This is a genomic window from Glutamicibacter sp. NPDC055354, assembly GCF_053644955.1.
In genome coordinates this window covers 802,800-827,136 of record NZ_JBSHMB010000001.1, presented here as the reverse complement: position 1 = coordinate 827,136, position 24,337 = coordinate 802,800, and the positions used below count along the sequence as shown (strand labels likewise).

Genomic DNA, 24,337 nt, shown 5'->3' with positions numbered 1-24,337 from the left:
TAAATTCTTATGCGACGAAGAATTGTTCGTAGACCAAGCCCAGGGCCAAGAGGATCATTATGGTTCCGGAGCACATGGTTACGATGCGTGCCGCCATGGGCCGGGAACGAAGCAGCACCCTGGCAGCCAATGCAACGGAGAAGTACACGAGGATCGATACCGCGAAATGAGTAAGCCCAAGAGCGCCGGTTTGCAGGGAGAGCGGAAGATCCAGGGACGAATCCAGGTACTGCGGGATGAGGGCCACATACAGCAGTAGTGCCTTGGGGTTAGTGCCGCTGGTGAGCAGGCCCTTGAGGAATTGGCCGCGTCGCGATCGATGCCGGACCTTGTCCAATAGCGCGACGGTGCTATCGGTAGGTTCGGGTTTGCTCCGAGTGTAATCGCCATCGAGTGCTTCAATCTCCGAGGTAGATGGAGCATCGGCATCAAAGAACCTGGCGTTCCTGCAAGAACGCAGGGTCGCGATGCCTAGCCACAGCAGATAGACCGATCCGGCTGCCGTGAGCCAGAGGAGAAGTGACGGGGAACTCGCGACCAGGGCCGCAATTCCGCACACCAGCAATGCAGTATGAACCAGGTATCCCGAGAGCAATCCCCATACGGCTGGGCGATAGCTGGTTTTGCCCAGTGCAGAGGAAATGATGTACGCCCAGTCGGCGCCGGGCGTGCACGCCAACGTCACCGATACCAAGAGGAATCCGGTGAACTGCGAGAGATCCATTGCTTCTCCAAAATCTAGAAACCTGTGCTCTGATAACAGTAAGGAAAAAATCGTGAAATGTGCTTGCCGATTCTTTGGGGATATCCGTCCCTACGGCAAGAAAAAATTGCTCTGGCGTTAAATGGCGCAAATTATTTGTGCTGTAGTCTAATTTCATGGATGAACTAGACCGTGCGATCTTGGCCGAGTTGCAGAATGACGGACGGATGAGCGCTACCGCGGTAGCTGCAAAAGTTGGGCTATCGGTGGCTCCCTGCCATCGCCGGATCAAAGATCTTGAGCGCAGGGGAGTCATCAGCGGCTACCAAGCGGTGATTGACCCGGAGAAGGTTGGACTGGGATTCGAGGCCCTGGTTTTCGTCACGTTGAAAGACAGAGCGCAGCTTAAGCATTTTGAATTAGCGGTAGAGAGCGAAGAGCTAATAGTTGATGCGCAGCGCCTTTTCGGCGAGCCAGACTTCCTATTGCGAGTCTTTGCCAAGGATCTGCCGCATTACCAGCGTGTATACGACGAGGTCCTAGTTGACCTACCGGGCGTGGAAAAATTGACGAGCACCATAGTCATGCGAAACATCAAGGAGCGGGCGGTTCTGCCCGTCTAGGACGTCTTGTTGGACGGCTTCCAGTTGCGGGTTACCGCCGGCGTCAAGGACAACGAAATAATCAGAACTACCGCGCAAATCCATAAGGCCTGAGGCAACTTCAAGGTATCGACGACGAAACCAATAAATGGCGGACCGCCAAGCATTGCTCCATATCCAAACGCACTGACGATGCTCACCGCTTTTGGACCCAGGCGTTCTCCGCGGGAAGCCGCGATGCTCATGCCCAAGGGGAAGCCGAGCGAGCTACCGAGGCCCCACAATGCTGCACCGAGGCCTACTAGGGAGGGGCTTGTGCCGGTGATGAACAAGCCGACGCCGAGAAGGCCGATAATTCCCATGATCAGGAGTGTATTTTTCGTGCCGAAGCGGTCCACAAGGCGACCACCGACAAAGCGTCCCAGCGTCATTGCTGCGACGAACAAGGTGAACATGAGCGCGCCAATTTGATGCTTGAAACCGTGCCCGTCAACCGAAGTAACGGCAATCCAATCATTGGCCGCACCCTCGCTGAAACTTAAACCGGCGACCATTATGCCAAGCAGCAGCAAGAGTCCCATTTTGTGCGTTGATTGAGTTCGGTTCTGGGGGACATCCTTGTTGATTGGAACCAAATTTTCGTTTTCCCAGCAGGTAATACCTCGATGGGCAACGTAAGCGAGAAGAAGAATGATGACCGCGACAAACGAGAAGTGCCAAAGGCTCGAGATATTCAAGGAAATGGTTGCTGTTGCCACCCCGGCGCCAATTAGGGTTCCCAGGCTGAAGAACCCATGAAGGGAAGGCATGATGCTGCGGCCGACACGACGTTCAACCTGTGCGCCGCTGACGTTCATCATGATGTCCAAACAGCCAAAAGTAAGCCCGTAAAAGAACAGGGCTACGTAGGCAAGAGTGGCTTCCTCGGTTATCGAAATAGCTATGCCCAGTACGACCAAGCATGCTGCTAATCCGATGGGCAAACAGCACAACAGGCGGCGTGTTGGAACGAATTTGCTCACCGACGGAATAAGGGAGATTCCGAGCAAAGTTCCGATGGTACTGCAAATCAAGAACGATCCGAGGTTCAAGCCAGAGAAATCGAAAACAGCGTCGATAATGGAGAGGCGGCCTGCCCAAGTCGCAAAAGATAATCCTGCAAGAAGGAATATTAGATTGATGCTGGTGCGTTCCGTGATTCTCTGTCGCGCGAGGTGGGCGACCAGTTGGGTCATCGGGCACTGTCCCTTTCGATTTCTACAATTCCTAGAGTTTATCTCAAATTAGGGGGATAAGTTACTGTTCAGTCGGGATTCTGAGTGATTATGCGCCGCTGCACGGCTCACGATCATGACATTCACAGATTCGACGGCCGGACCAGGAAAAGAAACGGTGGTGAAGAACGAAAGTTCTCGCTCGTCAGCAGATTTCTTTGCGGAAAATACGGGTATGGTGGCATTGCCCACCGGGAAGTACGCTCGAGATGAAAACTCGTAAATTTCTTGCGTGCAGAGGTGGGATCGTGAAGTTGAGTTCCGAACAATGCGGAGTGATCATCGTGAGTGCTGGATTGGCCGGGTTGGTTGCAGCGTCCGAGGCACTTGATGCAGGACTGAGAGTCCGAATCCTGGATCAGGAAAACAGGGGTAATCTCGGCGGCCAGGCTTACTGGTCTTTTTGGGGGGACTGTTTCTCGTTGATACTCCTGAACAGCGCCGCTTGGGAGTTCGTGATTCTTTTGACCTTGCCTGGTCGGATTGGCAGCATAGTGCACAATTTGACCGGTTGGACGATGAGGACCTGTGGGCGCAACGTTGGGCCAAAGCCTACGTGGAGTTCGCAGATACTGAAAAACGGTCCTGGATCAAGCAAAAAGGCATAGATCTGACTCCAGTTGTGGGCTGGGCAGAGCGCGGCGATGGTCGCGCCGAAGGGCATGGGAATTCTGTACCCAGATTTCACATCGCCTGGGGAACTGGCACCGGGGTATCGATGCCATTTGTGAATAGGGTGCTCGACGGACTGCAAACGGGACATGCCGAGTTGCTCAACCGCCACAGGGTTACTGGATTGGTGACCACTGACGGTTCAGTTACCGGCGTTCGCGGTGAGGTCTTGTCGCCTGATGACGCTCCACGCGGGCAACAGTCGTCAAGAAACGTGGTTTCGGAGTTCGAGTTTTCGGCTGAAGCAGTGGTGATTGCAACCGGGGGACTAGGCGGAAATCAGGACCTGGTTCGGAAATTCTGGCCCGACAGGCTCGGCATCGCGCCGGGGCGCATGATTACCGCCGTTCCGAATTATGTTGACGGCAGCGGCATTGAACTATCGCAGGAGGTGGGGGCGCGTCTTGTTAACCGCGATCGAATGTGGCATTACACAGAAGGAATCCAGAATTGGAACCCAATTTGGCCCGCTCATGGAATTAGAATTTTGCCCGGTCCAAGCCCGATGTGGTTCGATGCCGAAGGGAACCGCCTTCTTCCTCCTTGCCTTCCCGGTCACGACACTTTGGGCACCTTGAAATACCTGCGCAGGGATCCCACTGCGCGAAAGGACGACTATTCATGGTTCGTGCTGAATCAGCGAATTATCGAGAAGGAGTTTGCGCTGTCAGGGTCGGAGCAAGATCCAGATCTGACTAATCGGGATAAAGCCGGAGTTATCAAGGACCGGATCTTTGGCAAGGGTGCTCCGGGGCCGGTCACGGATTTCTTGAACAAAGGTGCGGATTTCGTTTCAGCGACTACCGTCGAGGAGCTCGTGACGAAGATGAATGCAATCGCGCCGGAAGCACATATTGATGCGATGCGGCTTCACCAGCAATTAATGGTTCGTGATTCGCAAACTGAAAATCCATTTAGCAAAGATCGCCAAATTCAATCTATCCGCAATGCCCGAAAGTACATCGGAGACCGATTGACCCGAGCAGTTGCTCCGCACAGGATACTCGATCCTGCGGCGGGGCCATTGATAGCTGTGAAGCTGCACATTCTGACGCGAAAGTCATTAGGTGGACTGCAGACAGACCTATCTGGGCGAGTCCTCAAATACGACGGAACAGTTCTTGACGGGCTTTATGCGGCCGGTGAAGCATCTGGATTCGGGGGCGGCGGGATGCATGGGTACAACGCGCTGGAAGGAACTTTCTTGGGCGGGTGCTTATTTAGTGGCCGGCAAATAGGACGAGGGCTGGCTGACAGGCTCGGCCGGAAAGGGCCTCAAGCTAGAAAAGAGGCCTAACACTGGTCAAATTCCTAGATCTGGATAGATGCGAAAACCGCCGTTCACTTGTATTACCAAGTGAACGGCGGTTTATTTCGTACCCCCGGCCGGATTCGAACCGGCGACCTAGAGATTAGAAGGCTCTTGCTCTATCCAGCTGAGCTACGGAGGCATAACCGAAAATAGTTTAGCTCATTGATCACCAAAAATACGACTTGAGGCCGATAGGCTGGAGAAGCGAATGTAGATCATCATCTGATTAGGAGTAGTTAAGTTGCCGAAATTGAGAATCGGTAGCGTGTTGAGCATCGTGTGCTTCTGTGTGCTAAGCGTGGTTTTAGCTTGGGCCGTAGCGTTGCCGCTTTGGATGGGAGAAGGCATAAATGATGCCAAGCTTCCAGGAATCGCCATGGCAATGATGTTTACCCCGACCATCGCTGCTCTAGTGATTGCCATTGTCGAACGCCGGCTAACGAGCTTCACCTCCGAGGTTGGGCTCTGGCCAATCAAGCGTCCGGGGAAGTTTGCCATCGCACTGGTGCTGTCCTATGTGATTCCGCTCGGGCTCATACTTCAAGCGCCCTTCATCGGAACATGGCTAGGGGTCTTCCCTGGTGATCTGCAGAATTTCACCGTACTGCGCGTTGTCTCCGGCCAGGAAGGCCCGACAATCTATCTTCTCGGACAGGCGGGGTTGATAGTTGTCGCTGGCCTCATGAATTCCTTGTTTGCTTTAGGAGAGGAGATTGGTTGGCGGGGATGGCTTTGGATTCGCCTGCAGCCTTATGGGCAGCTTGTATCAATTCTTGTATCCGGCGTCGTCTGGGGGATCTGGCATGCACCATTGGTGCTTCTGGGCTACAACTATCCGATGGCTGCGGGCGTGTGGGGAGTCATGGCTATGTGCGGCATGTGTACCGTATTTGGCGCCTTCCTTGGCTGGTTGCGTACCTACAGTGATTCCGTATGGCCAGCGGCTTTGGCGCATGGAGCCTTCAACGCCAGCGTCGGATTGGTTTCACTGTTTATGGTGATGGGAGTTCCTTTGGACGCAACAAAAGCATCAATCATGGGTTGGTCCGGGTGGATCTTGCCAGGAATCGTCATAGCCGCCATGCTATTGAAAGGCGCATTCAAACCTCAACGGGCTAAAGGTTTATCCACAGGCCGTTGACATTGCGTCCGACCGGATCTTGCGGTGCGCCATCATCGGATTCAATGGCAGAAAAGGCTTCTGCCATTTGTATCCAATAGGAGGCAGTCCAATGAGCGATCTTGTGACAATCCGCGGAATTGTCGGAACGGAACCTCAACTCAGCATTACGCCCAAGGGCGTTTCCATCTTGAAATTCCGAGTAGCGACGCATGAGCGAAAACGCGATCTTGAAACAGGGCAGTGGGTCGACGGGCCGACCAATTGGTATGCGGTCTCGGCGTTCCGTGCCCTGGGAGAGAATTCCATGGAATCCCTGGGGCCAGGCGACCATGTAATGATTTTCGGAAAGTTGCAGATCCGAGAATTCGAACGAGCAGATGGCTCGCGAGGGAATAGCGCAGATATCGAGGCTTATTCAATTGGTCACGATCTGCGTTTTGGAACGAGTTCCTTCAACCGTGTACGGACAGATACCGGCGAAATGGAGCGTGTGCAGCACCCGTCACGTTCGTCCGACACTGAAGCGAGCTGGCAAAGCGAGGATGGCGAAGCGGCCTGAAGACGCGTGTTCTGGTGGTGTTTGAGGGTTTCGTGTGAATCCGGGCACCACCAACCCAAAATAGTGGTGTGTGGATTCGGAAATGACCCCCGCAACAGACTAGCCTTAAGGACATGGCGGAATTCATTTACACGATGACCAAGGCTCGCAAGGCCGTTGGCGACAAAGTCATCCTTGACAATGTCAGCATGTCGTTCTTCCCCGGTGCCAAAATTGGCGTCGTGGGACCCAACGGTGCTGGTAAGTCAACGATCCTAAAGATCATGGCGGGGATCGATACTCCCTCCAACGGTGAAGCGCGTCTTTCACCGGGCTACTCGGTAGGCATCCTGCTGCAGGAACCCCCACTGAATGAAGAAAAGACCGTCCTGGGCAACGTCCAGGAAGGTGTTGGCGAGATCTATGAAAAGATCACTCGCTTCAACGAAATCTCGGAAGAGATGGCACAGGACGGTGCCGACTTCGACACGCTCCTGGAAGAAATGGGCAAGCTGCAGGAAGCGATTGACGCTGCCGACGCTTGGGACATCGACAATCAGCTCGAACAGGCAATGGACGCGCTGCGCTGCCCACCAGGCGACGAGAAAGTTACCCACCTCTCCGGTGGTGAACGTCGACGTGTAGCACTGTGCAAGCTTCTCCTGCAGAAGCCGGACTTGCTGCTGCTCGATGAGCCTACTAACCACTTGGACGCTGAGTCCGTACTGTGGCTGGAACAGCACCTGGCATCTTACCCGGGCGCTGTGCTGGCCGTAACCCACGACCGCTACTTCCTGGACCATGTCGCCGAATGGATCTGTGAAGTTGACCGCGGTCGCCTGCACCCATACGAGGGCAACTACTCCACTTACCTGGAGAAGAAGCGCGAGCGCATGGAAGTTCAGGGCAAGAAAGACCAGAAGCTTGCTAAGCGTCTGGCAGAAGAACTCGAGTGGGTTCGTTCGAACGCCAAGGGCCGTCAGACTAAGTCGAAGGCTCGTCTGGCGCGCTACGAGGAAATGGCTGCGGAAGCCGAGCGCACCCGCAAGCTGGACTTCGAAGAAATCCAGATTCCGCCAGGCCCGCGCCTGGGCCAGCTGGTAATCGAAGCCGAAAACTTGAAGAAGGGATTCGGCGATCGTGTATTGATCGATGGTCTGTCCTTCTCGCTACCACGCAACGGCATCGTGGGTGTCATTGGTCCCAACGGCGTCGGCAAGTCGACCCTGTTCAAGACCATCGTTGGCATGGAAGAGCTTGACGGCGGCACACTGAAGGTCGGCGACACGGTCAAGATTTCCTATGTCGACCAGAATCGCGAGAATATCGACCCAGAGAAGTCGTTGTGGGAGGTCGTTTCTGACGGCCTCGATTACATCAACGTCGGTCAAGTTGAGATGCCATCTCGTGCCTACGTTTCGGCGTTCGGGTTCAAGGGCCCAGACCAGCAGAAGAAGGCAGGTGTTCTCTCCGGTGGTGAGCGCAACCGTCTGAACCTGGCACTGACCCTCAAGCAGGGTGGCAACCTGTTGCTGCTCGATGAGCCTACTAACGACTTGGACGTTGAAACCCTGTCGTCGTTGGAAAACGCGCTGCTTGAGTTCCCGGGTTGCGCTGTAGTGGTCTCCCACGACCGTTGGTTCCTGGACCGAGTCGCGACCCACATCTTGTCGTACGAGGGCACTGAGGAGAACCCATCGAACTGGTACTGGTTCGAAGGCAACTTCGACTCTTACGAGAGCAACAAGGTTGAACGATTGGGTGCCGACGCGGCTAAGCCGCACCGTGTTACCCACCGTCGCCTGACCCGCGACTAATCCACGGGCATGAAAATAGCCGCCACATTTGTGGCGGCTATTTTTATGCCGCAGGAGGCATCGTTCAGTTAGCTCGTTGTCGAATCGGCACGCAATCCGGACAATTTCAGGTACTCGCGATCCTGGTAAAGCAGGTGTTGCTGTTGCGCATGCCCGAAGAGTACCTCATGGACTTCAGCAGCAATCAGGCGGGAGCCTCCAACGCTGATGGAGGAGTGGATACTGGCGCGGAAAGCAACGGGAGCCTCGATGAAGTGTGGCTCGCCGGTGGGCAAGACCCGGAAATGTTGATCGCTGGTAAATCGTGGGGCACCCGGGCGCGCGAAATTATTTGCCAGCTCGTGCTGGTCTTCGCCGAGCATATGGATCACGAAACTCGGTGCTGCTAGCACAGCGCCGGCAGCGCCGGATTCTTTGGCCAGCGAGAACGAAACGGCAACGGGATCAATGGAAAGCGAAGCGAGGGAAGAGATAGTTAAACCGTAGAATGCCCCGTCGACCGCTGCAGTAATCACTGCTACTCCAGCAGGATGGTGACGGAAGGCTGCACGGAATCCATCTGATAATTCGCTCACTGAGCCGCTCCTTTGCCTGGAGTTGGAATGAAACTCCAGTAACTGATGCAAAAGCCCGAGCTTTTGCCAACAACTTTGAATACTTCCACCCTAAGACCTCAAGTAAACTTGAGGTCAAGGAAAGGGGTGGTGATGCTTCACACAACGGAATCTGGGGATTGCGAAAAAGATTTTCCCGGGCGTGAACTTCTAAGCATCGGGCAGGTTAGCGAACGCACTGGTGTGGCCAGATCCGCACTGCATTATTACGAAGATATTGGGCTGATCGCTTCCACGCGGACAGCGGGGAATCAGCGACGCTATCCTCGCCACTTGCTGCGTCGTATCTCGTTGATCAGTGTCGGCAGTAAGTTGGGCATCCCACTCAGCGACATCAAGCGTGCTTTGGCACCAGTGCCGATGGGAAAAATCCCCGAGGAAAGAGACTGGCTTCGCGCGACAGAGGAATGGAAGAAAGTACTCGAAGCGAGGCGGCGTGCCATCGAGGAATTAGAAGATCGGCTTATGGGATGCATTGGATGCGGCTGCCTGTCGATGCAGGCCTGCAGCCTCCTGAATCCGGAAGACCAATTGGCGCGTGAAGGTGTGGGCGCGCGGCGATTGGAAGCACCCGCAGATGCCGGGGAGCAGTCCATGTAGCCGGAGGGGCAGAACATTACCTGTTTTGAAATTCCGATATCCTCTGGCGCCTTCGGTTGGCGCCGCCTCGAACTCCCGTACTGAACTCGGCACTTACTAGAATGTAATCATGAAAATTGCTCAAATATATCGCTTTCCTGTTAAAGGGCTACCAGGCGAAGCAGTCAGTTCGGTCGCAGCCAAAATGGGAAGCGGGCTAGAAGGCGATCGCTGTGTCGCCTTCGGAAACGGCACAATTGAGCACCAGGACGGGCAGTGGCAGAGCTGCCTAAGCTTCACTATTCTCAAGAACAACAAGAGCCTGCAAAAGTGGCAAGTTGAATCCAGTTTTCCACTTATCACCATGACCGCGCCAGCATCTACAGGTGCGGCACCATTGACCTTTGATCCCAGTAGCCAGCATGGCAGGGATGCCGCCAGCGCCTATCTGTCGAATCACTTGCCGGCGCAGGGGCCAAAACCGCGAAGATTGGTGTCTGCACCGCACGGAATGTTCGATTCGCGACTGTCGGGCATTTCGATTATTAACCCCAATACGGTTGCGGAGCTGTCGCGAGTATCCGGGGTGCACTTGGATCCCCGGCGGTATCGAGGCAACCTTGTGGTGGAAGGCCTGCCCGCATACTCGGAATATGGGCTTATTGGCAAAGTGCTGCGCATAGGCGAAACCCGTATTGCCATTACCAAATCAATCGCCCGTTGCTCAGCAACCTCGGTAAATCCGGATACTACCGAAGTCGATACCAACGGACCCCGTTTGCTGGCAACGCACTTTGGCCACGTTCACTGTGGCATTTATGGAACCGTTCTGGAATCCGGGGTCTTGGAGACTGGCGCCTCAATTGAAATAGAAAACGAAGCAACAGAGGCCGAAGAACTGGTTCCAGTGAAGATCTCTCCACGGTTCATGACCATACTTCGAAACGAGGACTTGGGCTCAGGAGTAGTCGAACTGCTGCTTCACGATCCTTACGGATGGATTAAGTCTGAGTATGAACCGGGCATGCATCTAAGGGTTCACTTGCCAGATCCGCTGTGGAGAAATTACACCATCACCTCGGTGAGCGACCGGGGCATTAGTATCGCCGTTCGCATCCAAGGTGAAGCTTCAGCGAAAATAGCACAGCTGCAGGAGGACGAGCAACTTCTTGTCTCAGGGCCGTACGGTGTGCTGACCTCGGCTAATGTACTAGGCTCCAGCACTGCCATCGTCAGCGCTGGAATTGGCATCACTCCTGCTTTGGGGCTGCTCGGGGATGCTGCAGCGGTGACTGGCAGCCAAGATCTGAGGTTCATCCATGTCGAACGTGGCGGAGCCAGTGCCTTGTACTGCCGGCTGGAACAGATGGCTGCCGGGCTGAAGGCGCCAATCAGCTTGGATCGCATCGACACCTCCGAGGGGCGGCCAGCGGCTGCTGCGATCGCAGCACGACTACGCGGTTGCAGCAGGGTGGTGGTGTGCGGGCCTGAAGAGTTCACCAAGATGGTATTCGAGGCGTGCGAGCAAGCGGGAATTTCTGCTTCGCAGATTTACAGCGAAACCTTCGCATCACCGGCGACCGATCTGGAACGCCTTTTTGAGAACTATCCGCCCGCAGAAGTCTCTTGTCGCAGGAGCGAAAAGAATTTCACCTGGAGTGCGGAGAATGGAGTGCTGCTTGATGCGCTGGAAGAGCAAGGGCTTGAACCGGCTAGTCTTTGCCGCTCGGGTTCTTGCGGCGAATGCGCCGTTAGCCTGCTCAGGGGCAGGATTTCCTACCCGTTGGAGCCGAGCGCCCGCGTAGCACCGGGCCAGATCCTCGCCTGTATGGCCGTACCAGCAGGCGATATTGAACTGGACGCATGAACCACGCGGGCGGTGCGCTATCGATTCAGGACGAGTGCCCCTCTGCGAACTCAGGCAGGCGGATCATGCCTTCCTGGGCGACGGTCGCGACGAGCTCGCCTGCCTTGTTGTAGAACTTTCCCGCACCAAGTCCGCGGGCCGACGAGGCCGATGGCGAATGAAGTACGTAGAGCAGCCATTCATCGACTCGGAAATCCCGGTGCCACCACATTGCGTGATCGAGGCTGGCGATGCTCAAGCCGCGATGTACCCATGGCACTCCATGGGCTCGCAGGGCAGGCTCAAGTAGCATGTAGTCGCTCGCGTAAGCCAAGGCAGCTCGGTGCAGGGCGGGCTCATTGGGCATTGCCGAGGTGGTGCGCAGCCAAACCGCACTATCGGCAAGCTTGGCCGAATTTCCTGGAAGGTAGATCGGTTCCGAAACATGCCGGACGTCGAAAGGCCGTTCGAAAGCCCATTCCTTTGCCACTGGATGGTCCAGGTGCCCCACGAGATCTGCGGTAGTCGGAAGCGACTCGGGATCCGGGATTCCGGCAGGCATTGGATCATGGTGTTCGAGGCCGTTTGCCGGTTCCTGGAATGAGGTGATCATTGACAGGATCGGTTCGCCATTTTGGTAGGCGTGCACTCGACGTGCGGAAAATGAGCGGCCATCGCGCAGGCGCTGTACGCCGAAAGTGATGTTCTGGTTCGGATCTCCCGGACGCAGGAAGTAACCGTGCAGGGAATGGATCGCACGGGTCGCTTCAACTGTACGCGTGGCGGCCATGATCGATTGGGCCAGAACCTGCCCGCCAAAGACGCGAGGTCGAGTCTGCCCAGGGGTATGGCCGATGAAGATATCCTCATCCGTGCGCGCCTGGTCTTCTCCATCCAGATTCAACAGATCCAGCAGGATCTGGGTGGTGCCTAGGTCTTCGGTCACTGTGCGGGCTCCTTGGAATGCGATAGCGGAACAAAACCAAATTTAATGCTACTCGAAAGTAATATTTTCAGTTGAGATTCGGGCTCATAGGAAAACTATACGTTTCACGGAGCAGCATCACGCCATGAGCAAAGTCGCCACGCGTAGTTGCCGCTCCGTGAGACGATAAATATATGGCTAGTGATGCGGTGATTTTCGACGACAGTAATTCAGTAAGCGACTTAGCGAACTTTATTAGCCGGGCGAAAACAATTGAAGATGATGCGGCCCAATTCGTCGCTCGAAATACGGCCTTGGCTGTCTATGTACCTGTTTTGGTCCCTTCCGACCTCGGTCAAGGCGGCTATACCATCCTCGGAATGCGAGTTCATCGCTTGGCGCAGCCTGCAGATCTCAAGGCCAGCTATTCCTTGGCATCGATCCAGGATCGCCTTGCTCGCATGGGGGAGTCAACCGTCGACTTCGCGCTCCCACCGGTTGAAGAGAACCCTAAATGGGCTGGGATCTCCGTGCCGGTCTCAGGCTGGGAAGATGCAGGAGCCGTAGCGAACGACATGCTATCTTCCTCAGCTCAAAACGGCATCGACGCCGTCGCCCAAGCATTGCCGGAAAACCCGGGATTGCCTGTGCTTGTGCAGATACGGCAGCGAATTTGGGCTGCGGATGTGCCAGGAGAAGATTTGAAGATTCCTATGGGCTCCGCATTTGCCATGCATGCCTTGGGTTTCCTGGCGCCTGGCGGGCAAAGCCGAGTATTCCGCAATGGCAGTTGGACTCGACTGAGCAACGAGCGAGGGCATGTCCTTGTCCGCAAAGCCTCTTTGCTCGGCTAAGCAGTAATAAGGATATGGACTAGAACGCGCCCGTGGCGGTTCTAGTCCATAAATTCTTAGAGCAGATTCCGGTGTTCATCCGGAGTGTTCAGCAGCGAGTGGGCTGCACGCTCAAAGTAGTCCCGAAGGGTTTCGGCCTGCAGCATTGGCAGCTCTAGCTGGTCTATAGCCTTGTTCATATGGCCCAGCCAGACATCACGGTAGTGGCCGTTCACCGGGTAATTTGCATGACGCATGCGGAGCCGAGGGTGGCCACGATGCTCGGAGAACGTTGTCGGACCACCCCAGTATTGTTCCAGGAACAGCTGGAGGCGAACTTGGGCAGCCCGAAGCTCCTTCTCTGGGTACATCCGTCGGAAATCCTCGTCTTCGGCAACGGAACTGTAGAAATTCTTGGTCAGCTGCGCGAAGATTTCGCGACCGCCAACCTCTGCGTAGAAGGTACCGGGATAGTTGGCAACGTCGATCGGCGTTTCGGCGGCATCCAAGAATTCTTGGCTGGATCGGCCTAGAACCAGGGGATTGCTGAAGGGATCTTTTTTCGGGTCATGTGCAAGTGGCAGGTTTTCAGTCATTCGTAAAAATCCTCAGGAGGAGCTAGGGAATACCGGCTCGTGGAGAACCGGGAAGTTGACGGACCGGGCGATGAAGCAAACCTTGTTCGCTTGGGAGTGGAGCGAATCGGCAAGTTCTCGTTGGGATTCATCGGCAAGGTAAACGACGGGCCGCAAGATGGCTTGGGTGAATTCACCGCTGTTATCCCGATTGAGACGCAGTGTTCCAGAAGCATCGTCCGTATAGCCAGTGATATTCACGCCGTGGGTAACCGCTACATGCAGATACGAGAGCATGTGGCATTGGCTCAGGGCAGCAAGCAGGAGTTGTTCTGGATTCCAGCGATCGCGATCCCCATGGAATGTTGGATCCGCGGTGCCCGGCAAATCTGGCAAGCCCGATGCGCGCAATACATGGTCCCGGCCGTAGCTGCGGTAGCTTTCCGTTCCGGTTCCACGATTGCCTGTCCATTCGAGCCCTACCCGATATTCATGTTGCGAGAGGTCCATAGGTCTATTCTCCCACTTTTAACCGAAAGGTGGCGGCGGCTTCCGCATTGAGCAGAAGCCGCCGCCACCATACGAGCGACCCTAGATTTCTAGTGCCTCGGCGTCCGCCCGACGCGCAGCGAGAGCCCGGACCACGTCGGCACGCGATTCCACCAGCAGACGGCGCATCGCCGCGTGCTTGGATCCCAGGGATTCCAGGAATGCATCCGTCTGGTCCAAAGTTTCCTGCGAGACGTTGGAGCTGGGGTAGAAGCCGATCACAATCTGCTTGGCCATCTCATGCGAGTAGGATTCCCACGCGTTGACCAGCAGCCCGAAGTAGTCCTCGGCGTATCCGGAGATCAACGCGTTCTGATGCACGTTGTTGAAACCGGAAATGACCGCGCTTTGCTGATCGTTGGACAAGGTAGCAGCGGTTGCCGCCCCGAATGCCTCTGCCTTGGCTTCTGCAGTTGGGCGGGAAGCTCGCGCGGTGTACCACGAGGCCTTGCCCTTGGCCGTGTCGTCGCTGGCCAGAACTGCGTCGAGATCAGCATCGCTCAGGTAGCCGCCGGCACTCAGCGCAATTGCGAAGGACCAGCGCAAATCGGTGTCAACGGCCAGGCCTGGCAAGCTTGCCGAGCCGTCGAACAAGTTCCTGACGCGATCCAACTGGGCGGCGGCGCGCGAGCGGTGCGCGAAGGCCTTGACGAACTGCAGCTGCGCGTCGGAGCCTGCTTCAGCATTGGAAGCCAGCTGCCACAGCTGGTCGGCAGCCTGCACCGAAAGTTCTTCGCTGCGTTCTGCAGCAACATAAAGATCCAGCGACGTGTTCAGCTGGCGCAACAGCACCATGATCACCGTGGAATCCACCTCGTGGCCAATATTGTTCAGCAGCAACTGGACGTAGGTGCTTGCAGGGGCTTCGGCATCACGTACAGAGTCCCACGCGGCTGACCAAACAAGAGTGCGCGGCAGCGACTCCTGGAAGTCCTTCAGATGCTCGGTGGCAGTCGCCAAGGAAACTTCATCCAGGCGGATCTTCGCGTAGGTCAGGTCATCGTCATTGAGCAGAACCAAATCCGGGCGCTTCATGCCGGCCAGCGCGGGAACGAAGGTGAGCTCGCCATCGATATCAAGTTCTTCGCGGTGCACGCGCTGCAGCGCTCCGGCCTCATCGAGCGAGTAGAAGCCAACAGCAAGTCGGTGCTGGCGCAAAGTCGGGAACTGAGCAACGGCGGACTGGCGAATGGCAAAGGACGTAATAGCGCCGTCATTGCCGGTTTCAATTTCGGCCTTGAGGGTGTTCACACCAGCGGTTTCCAGCCAGGATGCGCCCCAGCCGCTGAGATCGCGGCCGCTGGCGGCTTCCAGTTCCTTGAGCAGGTCTGGCAGCTCGGTGTTCTTCCAGGCATGCTTGGCGAAGTACTCGCGTACGCCAGCCATGAATTCTTCCTGGCCTACGAAAGCTACCAGCTGGCGCAGAACGCTGGCCCCCTTGGCATAGGTGATTCCATCGAAGTTGACCTCTACGTCTTCAAGGTCATTGATCTCCGCGACAATGGGGTGGGTGGAAGGCAACTGGTCCTGGCGGTAGGCCCAGTTCTTCTCCAACGTATTGAAGGTGGTCCAAGCGCTGGTGAACTCGGTGTTCTGCGCGGCCGCCAGAGTGGACATGAATTCTGCGAAGGACTCATTGAGCCACAGATCGTTCCACCACTTCATGGTGACCAGGTCACCGAACCACATGTGTGCCAGCTCATGCAGGATGGTGATCGCGCGGCGCTCAATCATGGCACCGGTTGGACGGGAACGGAAGATGTATTCCTCGAGGAAGGTCACCGCTCCAGCGTTTTCCATGGCGCCTGCGTTGAATTCGGGAACGAACAACTGATCGTACTTCTCGAATGGGTATGGGGTGCCGAAGTTCTTCTCGTAGAATTCGAAACCCTGACGGGTCACGGTGACGATGTTCTCGACGTCCAGGTACTGCATCATGGATGCGCGGGCGAAGACACCCAGCTCGATGGTGCGGCCGCTGGAGGAAACCAGCGAATCGCGGGCGACCTGGTAGGGGCCTGCGATCAGGGCAGTGATGTAGCACGAGATGCGCTGGGTTGGGGCAAAGGCCCAAGTTGCTGAATCGCCGTTTTCCTCTGGCGCAGGAGTCGGGGCGTTGGAAACAACGTTCCAGTATTTTGGCGCGGTGACCGAGAACTGGAAGGTGGCCTTCAAATCAGGCTGCTCGAAGACGGCGAACATGCGCCGGCAGTCCGCGACCTCGAACTGGGTGTACAAGTAGACTTCCTGGTCCACTGGGTCCACGAATCGATGCAGGCCTTCGCCGGTGTTCATGTACAGCGCGTCCGCGTCGATCACGAGTAGGTTTTCTGCGGCGAGGTTCGGCAACTGGATACGGATGCCATCTGAATGCTGCGCTGGGTCCAGCTCGACGCCATTGAGATTGATGGAGCGTACCGAGTCGGTGACTGCATCAATGAATGTCGAAGCGCCGGCGATGGCGGAGAACCGCACCGTAGTCTTGGAAGTGAAGACGCGCGCACCGCGAGTAAGATCCAGGCTTACCTCATAGCTGTCAACGTTGAGCAGATTTGCGCGTTCGCTGGCCTCGGCGCGAGTGAGGTTCATTCCTGGCATGGGTTCTCCAATTCTTGGTGATGGCTATCCACCGGTGGAAGTTGTGAAATGAATATTGAATATCTGTCTATTGTGTCACCTTTGACCGGGCATTGCGCAAGTCATCGGGCCGAACAATTTACTCAATTTTCCAATAGCGTCCCGAAATTGCACGCTTTGGGACGCCTCGGAGACATATTCGGTTCATACTCCGTGATGCGCAGCTGAGAAGTAGCCGGAGCGCGTGCAGCGGTCGCTATCCTAGATAGGACAGTAAAAGAACCCTCCCTAGTAAATGAGGCAATCGACTATGCGCGTGCATATCGCTACTGACCATGCAGGACTTGAGCTCAGCGACTACCTGGTAAAGCACCTGACCGCCAAGGGCTACGAAATGGTCAACCACGGCCCGAAGTCCTACGACCCGGAGGATGATTACCCGGCATTCTGCATCAACGCGGCACAAGCTGTTGTTGATGACCAGCGCGCGGGCGTGGACGCACTGGGTATCGTCCTGGGTGGCTCCGGCAACGGCGAACAAATTGCTGCCAACAAGGTCGAAGGGATTCGCGCCGCACTGGCGTGGAACATGGATACCGCGAAATTGGCCCGTGAGCACAACAACGCCAACGTCATAGCCGTTGGCGGGCGCCAGCACTCAGTAGAAGAAGCTGCGGAACTTATCGAGGCCTTCCTCGCTGAACCATTTAGCGAAGCGGAGCGCCACGTACGCCGCATCGGCAAAATCGCCACGTATGAAACGACCGGCGAGGTCATCGACTAGTCGTGCCTGAAGGTCATTCCCTTCACCGTCTTGCCCGCCAGTTCGACGATGTCTTTGGCGGGCAAACGGTCCTGGTTACTTCTCCGCAGGGCCGTTTCAGCTCCGATGCCGCGCGCATCGACGGCCATCAGCTGGAACAGGCCTTTGCCAAGGGCAAGCAGCTCTTCTGCCGCTTTTCCAACGATCTCTATCTGCGAGTGCATCTGGGGCTCTATGGCGCGTTCAATTTCGGGGGAGACAGCTACTTTACGGGTGCTTCCTCTATTGGCGCCCCTCGGAAGATTGGTGAAATCGAAGCCAGTGCCAGTACGGATGCTGAGAAGTACACCGGCCCGCCCGCACCGGTAGGAGCAGTTAGAGCGCGGATCGTTTCCGAACACGGCTGGGCTGATTTGCGCGGGCCAACTGCATGCGAGGTTCTGGAGTACGAACAGGTCCAGATTCATCTGGATAAGCTCGGCCCGGATCCATTGATTGGGTCCGCAGTGCGTTTCAGGGCAGCCAAAGGCCAGGCTGATTTAGCGGACGCAGATATTCGGCTTGAAGCGGGCTTCAAGGAATTCCGGGCGAACCTGATGAAGACCAAGACAGCCATTGGCATCGTGCTCATGAACCAGGCGCTCATTTCTGGTGTCGGCAATATCTACCGAGCGGAAGCCCTATTCCGGAATCGAATCGCTCCGGAATTGCCGGCGAATGAACTCAGTGCTCAAAAGGCCAAATCACTTTGGTGGGACATCGTATCGGTAATGGAAGACGGCGTTCGCGATGGCAAGATCATCACTACCTTGCCCGAAGACCGCGACCCACAGGGCGTGGTTTGGCCCGATAACGCGTACTACGTTTATCAGCGGCAGGGACTGGGGTGCCGGAAATGTTCGGCGCAGATTTCCCTGGCCGAAATCGCGGCCCGCAAGCTGTACTGGTGCCCTCGTTGCCAGAAGCTTCCGCGCAAACATGTGAAGGCATAAGCTGCAGATTCGTCGATGGGACGAGCGGAGTTCTTTTCGTTCAGGCTCGTCGGCGTGTTTTGCTACCCATCACCGTACGGCAGTGATAAGGGAGAGGTGCCAAGTGAGACATGGAATCCCCGATTTGCAAAGCAAGAGTTTTGTGGTCTAGACTGAATCTTGTTCGAAGCGCAGAAGCTTCGAAATGGGGATGTAGCTTAGTGGTAAAGCCTTAGTCTTCCAAACTAATGATGCGGGTTCGATTCCCGTCATCCCCTCCAAATGAAAAGGTCTCGCCGTGCGAGGCCTTTTCGCGTATCTGGACGAATGTCTCTCTTTTCCTGGCCTCCTCTGCGTAGTGCAGCCATTTCGGGTCACTGCAGGAATGAGGCTACGAGAATGTTTGCGGCTTCCATTTTTCTGCTCCTGGACGTCAAATCGCATTCTTATGCATCGGCGGGGAGCGTTTTTCCAAGGCCCGTTCACTTCGTCAGCGGCGGAGAAGAGTCGTCGCCGAACGTCGCTAATTGATTCGATGAGCCTCGGGTTCCGGGGTGCAGCTTCGGGAAATGGCGGTTTCCCGCTTTCAAATTTGCCAAACTCGCGCCCTCCTAACGCCTGCCTGGGAGCTGTTGGCATGGCGTCAGGTTTGCAAGCGTGACGCTTGGTTTCGACCGGGGTTCAGTCCAGCAGCCACGGATTATGTGCCGGGTCGCCGAGCAAAGCAACAGTTGCTGCGTGAACACCTGGAAAAAATAATCGGCCGCATCTGGGTCCCAGTCAATGCTTCAAAGGAGAATGGGTGGATCCCGTCTTCCAGTCGGCCGGCGGCACTGGTGTTGCGGTCGCTCGAAAATCTACCTGTAATTCAACTCACGAAAAAGCGAGTTTTGGCTAAATTCTGACTTGTGAAACGAGGAAAACCGCTAAATCATGCGGATGTCTTTCTGCAACATGCAAAATCCTCGATTTTGCTTTTGGTTCGAACCCGTGTAACTTAGTTTCTTGTGATCAGCACGGGAAACAAAACATTCCCGGACCGATTGCAAAACGGTTAGTCCAGATGAAACAAGCTTTCTTCTGAACTTTACCGGGGTGTAGCTCAGCTTGGCTAGAGCGCGCGCTTTGGGAGCGTGAGGTCGCAGGTTCGAATCCTGTCACCCCGACTTTATGGCTGAAGCAATTCAGCCGTAGAATTGAGAACTGAGAGATCAGTGCTCGTGAGTGGCGGAAATTGAAAAATTCTCGGTATTCAAGCAAAACGGTTAGTTGGAGCAAAGCATCGCTTGATGCGGCTTCCTGGCTAATCGGGGTGTAGCTCAGCTTGGCTAGAGCGCGCGCTTTGGGAGCGTGAGGTCGCAGGTTCGAATCCTGTCACCCCGACTTTACGAGTGAAAATCTTCGGATTCAGCTCGTGAAATTTGAGAGCTAAATATAATTTAGATCTTGTGATCACTAAGAACCGTAAAAAGTAACTAGTAAGCATCACAAACGATTAGTGGATACAGGATAACTCGGGTTAGACTGTTCACTGCTAATCGGGGTGTAGCTCAGCTTGGCTAGAGCGCGCGCTTTGGGAGCGTGAGGTCGCAGGTTCGAATCCTGTCACCCCGACTCTGTCGAACAACCCCGCAACGCCACCATGTTGCGGGGTTTTTTGCAGATTAGACCTAATATTAGACAACTCAGGAGTACAACGCTGTGAAGAGCGCCGTCGAAAACGTCAACCCGACCCGGGTTAAGCTGACCGTTGAAGTTCCTTACGAGGAACTGAAGCCCCGCGTCGATGAGGCGTACAAGACCATCGCTCAGCAGATTCAGATCCCAGGCTTCCGCAAGGGCAAAGTTCCTGCAAAGATGATCGACCAGCGCGTCGGTCGCGGCCATGTCATCGAGACTGCCGTCAACGAAGGTCTGAACGAGTACTACCAGAAGGCAATGGTTGAGAACGAACTCACCCCGCTGTCCCGCCCAGAGGTAGACATCACCGAATTGCCATCCCTCGAAAAGGAAGGCGAAGGCCAGCTGGTCTTCACCCTCGAGGTAGACGTACGTCCGAAGGTTGAACTTCCGGACTACAAGGGCATCGAAGTTTCTGTTGAGGCCAAGGAAGTTGCTGACGAGGACATCGAGAAGGCTCTCGACGATCTGCGCGGCCGCTTCGGCACCCTGAAGGAAGTTGAAGCTCCAGCAGCTGCAGACTCCTTCGTGACCATCGACCTGACCGCTGCTGTAGAAGGCGAAGAAGTCGACTCCGCACAGGGCCTGTCCTACCAGATCGGTTCCGGCAACATGCTTGAGGGCATGGACGAGGCCGTTACCGGCCTGTCCGCCGGCGAAGACGCAACCTTCGAGACCACCCTGGCTGGCGGCGAGCACGCCGGCAAGACCGCAACCGTCAAGGTTGTCGTCAACGCTGTGAAGCAGCGCGAACTGCCAGAAGCTAACGATGACTTCGCTCAGCTGGCTTCGGAATTCGACACCATCGCCGAACTGCGCGAGAACCTGTCGAAGGACGCTGCAGAGGGCAAGGTTGTCGAGCAGGGCGTAGAGGCTCGCGAGCTGGTTCTGGACAAGCTGGTTGAACTGGTTGAGGTTCCTGTTCCTGCATCGGTTATCGATGAGCAGATCGAGCAGCACTTCAACGCACCAGACGCTGAAGCAGACCACGACACCGAAGAGCACCGCGCAGAGGTTCGCGAGAACACCGAGCGTGCTTTCAAGAACGAGATCATCCTCGACGCTGTTGCAGACGCTGAAGAAGTTGGCGTCGAGCAGTCCGAGCTGATCGACTACATCGTTCAGACCGCAGGCCAGTACGGCATGGAGCCAAACCAGTTTGCACAGATGCTGGACGGCGCAGGCCAGGTTCCAATGCTCATGGGCGAAGTTCGCCGCCGCAAGGCACTTGCAAAGGTTCTCGAGTTCGCTAAGGTTACCGATTCCAACGGTGCCGCAGTTGACCTGACCTCCTTCGTCAAGCCAGCCGGTGAAGAAGAAGCTGCTGAGGTTGAGGCCGAAGAGGCCAAGTAGTCTTCACTAAACTCTGATGGCCATCGGCCGCTTGTTCAAAACAAGCCGCCGATGGCCATTTTTGTTCGCTGCGGGCGTGCATCATGCGCCGTGAGCGAAACAGGGGCATGAAACGGCCCAAGAATGGCTTGAAGTAAGTAATCTCAAAGTAACCAGTTGTAGCTATGGGATTAGAAACAGAGATTCCAGAAACTGATCTACACGTTTGGAAGAGGTAGAGAACATGTCAAATGATTCGCGCACTCCCACTATGGCAGCCGCAGAGCCGGCCGGCCGTGATGACTACATCTACAACCGCCTGCTCAAGGAGCGCATCATCTGGCTGGGCTCCGACGTCCGCGACGACAATGCGAATGCCATTTGCTCGCAGTTGCTGCTGCTCTCGGCAGAGGATCCTGAGAAGGACATCTACCTGTACATCAACTCGCCAGGTGGATCGATCACCGCTGGCATGGCCATCTACGACACCATGAACTTCATCCCGAATGACGTCGTGACCGTAGCAACCGGTCTGGCCGCATCGATGGGCCAGTTCCTGCTGTCCTCGGGCACCCCGGGCAAGCGTTTCGCTACGCCGAACGCCCGCATCCTGATGCACCAGCCATCGGGCGGCATCGGCGGTACCGCCTCGGATATCAAGATCCAGGCTGAACTGATCATGCACATGAAGAAGGTCATGAGCGAGTTGACTGCAGAACAGACCGGTCAGACCGTGGAGCAGATCCTCATCGACAACCAGCGTGATAAGTGGTTCACCGCAGAAGATGGCTTGAAGTACGGCTTCTTCGATCAGATCGCAACCCACGCAGGCTCGGTCAACGGTTTCGTAGGCGACGACAACAAATAGTCGCACCGCATCGCTTGATACCCAAAGATTTGTCCTAGGAGAAAACCATGAACTTCAATCCGGAAGCCGTTAGCGGTCAAATGCCGTCGGCCCGCTACATCCTGCCACAGTTCGAAGAGCGCACCCCATACGGCTTCAAGCGCCAGGACCCATACGCAAAGCTATTCGAAGATCGCATCATCTTCCTCGGCGCCCAGGTTGATGACGCATCGGCCGATGACGTGATGGCCCAGCTGCTGGTCCTGGAATCCATGGACCCTGAGCGCGACGTTACCCTGTACATCAATTCGCCAGGTGGTTCCTTCACCGCGATGACTGCAATCTACGACACGATTCAGTTCATCCGCCCAGAGGTCCAGACCGTGTGCCTTGGCCAGGCGGCGTCGGCAGCAGCAGTACTGCTCGCAGCTGGTACCCCGGGCAAGCGTTTGGCCCTGCCTAACGCGCGCGTATTGATCCACCAGCCAGCAATGGGTGGCGGCGAACGCGGCACCGCGACTGACCTGCAGATCCAGGCCGAGGAAGTTATGCGCATGCGCAGCTGGCTGGAAGAGACCATTGCCTCCCACTCCGGCCAGGACGTTGAGAAGGTGCGCGGCGACGTGGAGCGTGACTTGTTCATGACTGCTAGCGAAGCCAAGGTGTACGGCATCGTAGACGAGGTATTGACTCCTCGTAAGCTGAACCGTGCTCAGCTGGGAAGCTAGCGCATACTTGGAATAATCCATGATGAATGGCGGTTTACCTAGTTGTTGGTCTGTCCAAAGGCATACGGCACAACACAGGTAAACCGCCATATTCATCTAATTTGGGGGACTACTAGCCTAGAATTGAGTAAGTCCACAGCTACTCAAGTAAACGGGAGAATGGTGCGATGGGACGCATGGGTGAAGGCTCGGATCTGTTGAAATGCTCTTTCTGCGGGAAGAGCCAGAAGCAGGTTAAGAAGCTAATTGCAGGCCATGGTGTCTACATTTGTACTGAATGCATCGAACTTTGCAACGAAATCATCGCTGAAGAGTTCGCCGAAGAGCAGGTGAACGAAGAGTTCTCCTTGGCTAAGCCACGCGAGATCTTCAACTCGCTGCAGGAATACGTCATCGGCCAGGAGAACGCCAAGCGTGCTCTCTCGGTCGCTGTCTACAACCACTACAAGCGTATCCACGGCAACCAGGACCACGGTCCTGTTGCGGCGCTGACTAACGATGACCCGCTGGATGATGTGGAAGTCTCGAAGTCCAACATCATGCTTATTGGTCCTACCGGATGCGGTAAGACGTACCTGGCGCAGTCGCTGGCGAAGAAGCTGAATGTTCCTTTCGCTGTCGCCGACGCTACAAGCCTGACTGAAGCAGGCTACGTGGGTGAAGATGTGGAAAATATTCTTCTCAAGCTGCTTCAAGCTGCCGACTATGACGTCAAGAAGGCCGAGACCGGCATCATCTATATTGACGAGATCGACAAGATTTCCCGCAAGAGCGAGAACCCTTCGATCACCCGGGACGTTTCCGGTGAAGGCGTCCAGCAGGCGCTTCTGAAGATCCTTGAAGGCACTGTCGCTGCGGTGCCGCCCCAGGGTGGCCGCAAGCACCCTCACCAGGATTTCATTCAGCTCGACACCACCAATATCCTGTTCATCGTTGCCGGTGCCTTTGCCGGACTGGAAGAAATTATTTCTTCACGGGCAGGGCAGAAGGGCATCGGTTTCGGTGCTCCGCTGAAAGCGCTGAAGTCGGAGACCGCTTCCTACTCGGATGTTCGGCCGGAAGACTTGCTCAAGTTCGGCCTGATTCCAGAATTCATTGGTCGCCTGCCGGTGATCACCACGGTGGAGCATCTGGATAAGGACGCGCTAGTGCGCGTACTGACCGAACCAAAGAACGCACTTCTCAAGCAGTACCAGAAGATGTTCCAGATGGATGGCGTAGCTTTGAGCTTCGACCAGTCGGCACTGGAAGCAATCGCAGAACAGGCTATTGCGCGTGAGACCGGCGCGCGTGGTTTGCGGTCGATTCTTGAGGAAACCCTTGGCGGCGTAATGTTCGACCTTCCAAGCCGCGACGATGTTGCCGAGGTGGTCATTACTCGGGCAACCGTCATTGACCGTGAAGATCCCACGTTGCTCTCTCACGCGATGGTGGCCAAGCGCGATATGAAGTCCGCCTAGCCGTATTCAAAAATTCT

The 24,337-nt window shown here is 55.8% G+C and carries 21 protein-coding genes, 5 tRNA genes and 1 pseudogene; 18 read left to right on the top strand and 9 right to left on the bottom strand.

Annotated features, from left to right (window positions below; all coding sequences use genetic code 11):
• Window positions 1-7 precede the first annotated feature (7 nt).
• Window positions 8-724, bottom strand: a complete 717-nt coding sequence (locus ACWICV_RS03790; protein ID WP_400288077.1) for a LysE family translocator — start codon at window positions 722-724, stop codon at window positions 8-10.
• 155 nt (window positions 725-879) lie between these two features.
• Between ACWICV_RS03790 and ACWICV_RS03785 the strand changes: the two genes are divergently transcribed.
• Window positions 880-1,326 carry an Lrp/AsnC family transcriptional regulator gene (locus ACWICV_RS03785; protein ID WP_400288076.1) on the top strand — a complete coding sequence of 149 codons (447 nt, stop codon included), beginning with the start codon at window positions 880-882 and terminating at the stop codon, window positions 1,324-1,326.
• On the opposite strand, the gene ACWICV_RS03780 is transcribed toward ACWICV_RS03785, so the two are convergent.
• The gene (locus ACWICV_RS03780; RefSeq protein ID WP_400288074.1) at window positions 1,323-2,540 is read right to left on the bottom strand and encodes an MFS transporter; all 1,218 of its coding nucleotides are present in this window, start codon (window positions 2,538-2,540) and stop codon (window positions 1,323-1,325) included. The two genes, ACWICV_RS03785 and ACWICV_RS03780, sit on opposite strands and share 4 nt — an antisense overlap.
• 248 nt (window positions 2,541-2,788) lie before the next feature.
• On the opposite strand from ACWICV_RS03780, the pseudogene ACWICV_RS03775 reads away from it, so the two are divergent.
• Window positions 2,789-4,548, top strand: a pseudogene (locus ACWICV_RS03775) (FAD-binding dehydrogenase).
• Window positions 4,549-4,628: 80 nt separating this feature from the next.
• On the opposite strand, the gene ACWICV_RS03770 reads toward ACWICV_RS03775, so the two are convergent.
• Window positions 4,629-4,702: transfer RNA gene (locus ACWICV_RS03770), tRNA-Arg, on the bottom strand.
• Between the two features lie 20 nt (window positions 4,703-4,722).
• A complete protein-coding gene (locus ACWICV_RS03765; protein ID WP_332486824.1) occupies window positions 4,723-4,941 on the bottom strand; it encodes a hypothetical protein in 219 nt (72 codons plus the stop codon).
• Between ACWICV_RS03765 and ACWICV_RS03760 the strand changes: the two genes are divergently transcribed.
• The 3 genes from ACWICV_RS03760 (at window position 4,940) to ettA (ending at window position 8,041) form a co-directional block, all read left to right on the top strand.
• On the top strand, window positions 4,940-5,704 hold the full coding sequence (locus tag ACWICV_RS03760; RefSeq protein WP_454090717.1) for a CPBP family intramembrane glutamic endopeptidase: 765 nt from the start codon (window positions 4,940-4,942) through the stop codon (window positions 5,702-5,704). The two genes, ACWICV_RS03765 and ACWICV_RS03760, sit on opposite strands and share 2 nt — an antisense overlap.
• A gap of 91 nt (window positions 5,705-5,795) precedes the next feature.
• Window positions 5,796-6,245, top strand: a complete 450-nt coding sequence (locus ACWICV_RS03755) for a single-stranded DNA-binding protein (protein ID WP_454090718.1) — start codon at window positions 5,796-5,798, stop codon at window positions 6,243-6,245.
• Between the two features lie 113 nt (window positions 6,246-6,358).
• Entirely contained in the window at window positions 6,359-8,041 is a 1,683-nt protein-coding gene (gene ettA / locus ACWICV_RS03750) for an energy-dependent translational throttle protein EttA (RefSeq protein WP_105661447.1), read from the top strand.
• A gap of 68 nt (window positions 8,042-8,109) precedes the next feature.
• Here the strand turns inward: ettA and ACWICV_RS03745 are convergent, their stop codons facing one another.
• A complete protein-coding gene (locus ACWICV_RS03745) occupies window positions 8,110-8,616 on the bottom strand; it encodes a flavin reductase (RefSeq protein WP_434690756.1) in 507 nt (168 codons plus the stop codon).
• A gap of 132 nt (window positions 8,617-8,748) precedes the next feature.
• Here ACWICV_RS03745 and soxR point away from each other — a divergent pair, with 132 nt between their 5' ends.
• Window positions 8,749-9,255, top strand: coding sequence for a redox-sensitive transcriptional activator SoxR (soxR, locus tag ACWICV_RS03740; protein ID WP_454090970.1), 507 nt, complete (start codon window positions 8,749-8,751; stop codon window positions 9,253-9,255).
• Between the two features lie 109 nt (window positions 9,256-9,364).
• The gene (locus ACWICV_RS03735; RefSeq protein ID WP_454090719.1) at window positions 9,365-11,101 is read left to right on the top strand and encodes an MOSC domain-containing protein; all 1,737 of its coding nucleotides are present in this window, start codon (window positions 9,365-9,367) and stop codon (window positions 11,099-11,101) included.
• 25 nt (window positions 11,102-11,126) lie between these two features.
• Here ACWICV_RS03735 and ACWICV_RS03730 read toward each other — a convergent pair whose 3' ends face one another.
• Entirely contained in the window at window positions 11,127-12,026 is a 900-nt protein-coding gene (locus ACWICV_RS03730) for an acyl-CoA thioesterase (protein ID WP_454090720.1), read from the bottom strand.
• Window positions 12,027-12,199: 173 nt separating this feature from the next.
• Between ACWICV_RS03730 and ACWICV_RS03725 the strand changes: the two genes are divergently transcribed.
• Complete coding sequence (locus ACWICV_RS03725) at window positions 12,200-12,859, top strand: hypothetical protein (RefSeq protein ID WP_454090721.1); 660 nt, start codon at window positions 12,200-12,202, stop codon at window positions 12,857-12,859.
• 56 nt (window positions 12,860-12,915) lie between these two features.
• Here the strand turns inward: ACWICV_RS03725 and ACWICV_RS03720 are convergent, their stop codons facing one another.
• The 3 genes from ACWICV_RS03720 to pepN all read right to left on the bottom strand — a co-directional run bounded on the left by ACWICV_RS03720 (window position 12,916) and on the right by pepN (window position 16,560).
• Complete coding sequence (locus ACWICV_RS03720) at window positions 12,916-13,434, bottom strand: globin (RefSeq protein ID WP_105659199.1); 519 nt, start codon at window positions 13,432-13,434, stop codon at window positions 12,916-12,918.
• A gap of 12 nt (window positions 13,435-13,446) precedes the next feature.
• Window positions 13,447-13,923, bottom strand: coding sequence for an OsmC family protein (locus ACWICV_RS03715; RefSeq protein ID WP_454090722.1), 477 nt, complete (start codon window positions 13,921-13,923; stop codon window positions 13,447-13,449).
• 81 nt (window positions 13,924-14,004) lie between these two features.
• The gene (pepN, locus tag ACWICV_RS03710) at window positions 14,005-16,560 is read right to left on the bottom strand and encodes an aminopeptidase N (RefSeq protein ID WP_454090723.1); all 2,556 of its coding nucleotides are present in this window, start codon (window positions 16,558-16,560) and stop codon (window positions 14,005-14,007) included.
• 289 nt (window positions 16,561-16,849) lie between these two features.
• Here pepN and ACWICV_RS03705 point away from each other — a divergent pair, with 289 nt between their 5' ends.
• From ACWICV_RS03705 to clpX, 10 genes are all read left to right on the top strand, one after another.
• Window positions 16,850-17,323, top strand: a complete 474-nt coding sequence (locus ACWICV_RS03705) for a ribose-5-phosphate isomerase (RefSeq protein ID WP_105659202.1) — start codon at window positions 16,850-16,852, stop codon at window positions 17,321-17,323.
• Window positions 17,324-17,325: 2 nt separating this feature from the next.
• The gene (locus ACWICV_RS03700; RefSeq protein WP_454090724.1) at window positions 17,326-18,294 is read left to right on the top strand and encodes an Fpg/Nei family DNA glycosylase; all 969 of its coding nucleotides are present in this window, start codon (window positions 17,326-17,328) and stop codon (window positions 18,292-18,294) included.
• 186 nt (window positions 18,295-18,480) lie between these two features.
• Window positions 18,481-18,554, top strand: a tRNA-Gly gene (locus ACWICV_RS03695).
• Between the two features lie 810 nt (window positions 18,555-19,364).
• A tRNA-Pro gene (locus tag ACWICV_RS03690) sits at window positions 19,365-19,439 on the top strand.
• A gap of 142 nt (window positions 19,440-19,581) precedes the next feature.
• Window positions 19,582-19,656: transfer RNA gene (locus tag ACWICV_RS03685), tRNA-Pro, on the top strand.
• 156 nt (window positions 19,657-19,812) lie between these two features.
• Window positions 19,813-19,887 (top strand) — tRNA-Pro (locus tag ACWICV_RS03680).
• Between the two features lie 87 nt (window positions 19,888-19,974).
• A complete protein-coding gene (tig, locus tag ACWICV_RS03675) occupies window positions 19,975-21,306 on the top strand; it encodes a trigger factor (protein WP_105658461.1) in 1,332 nt (443 codons plus the stop codon).
• Window positions 21,307-21,529: 223 nt separating this feature from the next.
• Window positions 21,530-22,153 (top strand): ATP-dependent Clp protease proteolytic subunit, encoded by a 624-nt coding sequence (locus ACWICV_RS03670; protein WP_286134321.1) that lies wholly within the window; start codon window positions 21,530-21,532, stop codon window positions 22,151-22,153.
• Between the two features lie 47 nt (window positions 22,154-22,200).
• Window positions 22,201-22,860 (top strand): ATP-dependent Clp protease proteolytic subunit, encoded by a 660-nt coding sequence (locus tag ACWICV_RS03665; protein ID WP_105658463.1) that lies wholly within the window; start codon window positions 22,201-22,203, stop codon window positions 22,858-22,860.
• A gap of 167 nt (window positions 22,861-23,027) precedes the next feature.
• The gene (gene clpX / locus ACWICV_RS03660; protein ID WP_454090725.1) at window positions 23,028-24,320 is read left to right on the top strand and encodes an ATP-dependent Clp protease ATP-binding subunit ClpX; all 1,293 of its coding nucleotides are present in this window, start codon (window positions 23,028-23,030) and stop codon (window positions 24,318-24,320) included.
• Window positions 24,321-24,337 lie beyond the last annotated feature (17 nt).

Bases quoted from the DNA above. Each gene is read 5' to 3' on its own strand.
- ACWICV_RS03790 (WP_400288077.1), bottom strand. From the start codon at position 724: ATGGATCTCTCGCAGTTCACCGGATTCCTCTTGGTATCGGTGACGTTG.
- ACWICV_RS03785 (WP_400288076.1), top strand. From the start codon at position 880: ATGGATGAACTAGACCGTGCGATCTTGGCCGAGTTGCAGAATGACGGA.
- ACWICV_RS03780 (WP_400288074.1), bottom strand. From the start codon at position 2,540: ATGACCCAACTGGTCGCCCACCTCGCGCGACAGAGAATCACGGAACGC.
- ACWICV_RS03760 (WP_454090717.1), top strand. From the start codon at position 4,940: ATGGCAATGATGTTTACCCCGACCATCGCTGCTCTAGTGATTGCCATT.
- ACWICV_RS03765 (WP_332486824.1), bottom strand. From the start codon at position 4,941: ATGGCGATTCCTGGAAGCTTGGCATCATTTATGCCTTCTCCCATCCAA.
- ACWICV_RS03755 (WP_454090718.1), top strand. From the start codon at position 5,796: ATGAGCGATCTTGTGACAATCCGCGGAATTGTCGGAACGGAACCTCAA.
- ettA (WP_105661447.1), top strand. From the start codon at position 6,359: ATGGCGGAATTCATTTACACGATGACCAAGGCTCGCAAGGCCGTTGGC.
- soxR (WP_454090970.1), top strand. From the start codon at position 8,749: ATGCTTCACACAACGGAATCTGGGGATTGCGAAAAAGATTTTCCCGGG.
- ACWICV_RS03735 (WP_454090719.1), top strand. From the start codon at position 9,365: ATGAAAATTGCTCAAATATATCGCTTTCCTGTTAAAGGGCTACCAGGC.
- ACWICV_RS03725 (WP_454090721.1), top strand. From the start codon at position 12,200: ATGGCTAGTGATGCGGTGATTTTCGACGACAGTAATTCAGTAAGCGAC.
- ACWICV_RS03720 (WP_105659199.1), bottom strand. From the start codon at position 13,434: ATGACTGAAAACCTGCCACTTGCACATGACCCGAAAAAAGATCCCTTC.
- ACWICV_RS03715 (WP_454090722.1), bottom strand. From the start codon at position 13,923: ATGGACCTCTCGCAACATGAATATCGGGTAGGGCTCGAATGGACAGGC.
- pepN (WP_454090723.1), bottom strand. From the start codon at position 16,560: ATGCCAGGAATGAACCTCACTCGCGCCGAGGCCAGCGAACGCGCAAAT.
- ACWICV_RS03705 (WP_105659202.1), top strand. From the start codon at position 16,850: ATGCGCGTGCATATCGCTACTGACCATGCAGGACTTGAGCTCAGCGAC.
- ACWICV_RS03670 (WP_286134321.1), top strand. From the start codon at position 21,530: ATGTCAAATGATTCGCGCACTCCCACTATGGCAGCCGCAGAGCCGGCC.
- ACWICV_RS03665 (WP_105658463.1), top strand. From the start codon at position 22,201: ATGAACTTCAATCCGGAAGCCGTTAGCGGTCAAATGCCGTCGGCCCGC.
- clpX (WP_454090725.1), top strand. From the start codon at position 23,028: ATGGGACGCATGGGTGAAGGCTCGGATCTGTTGAAATGCTCTTTCTGC.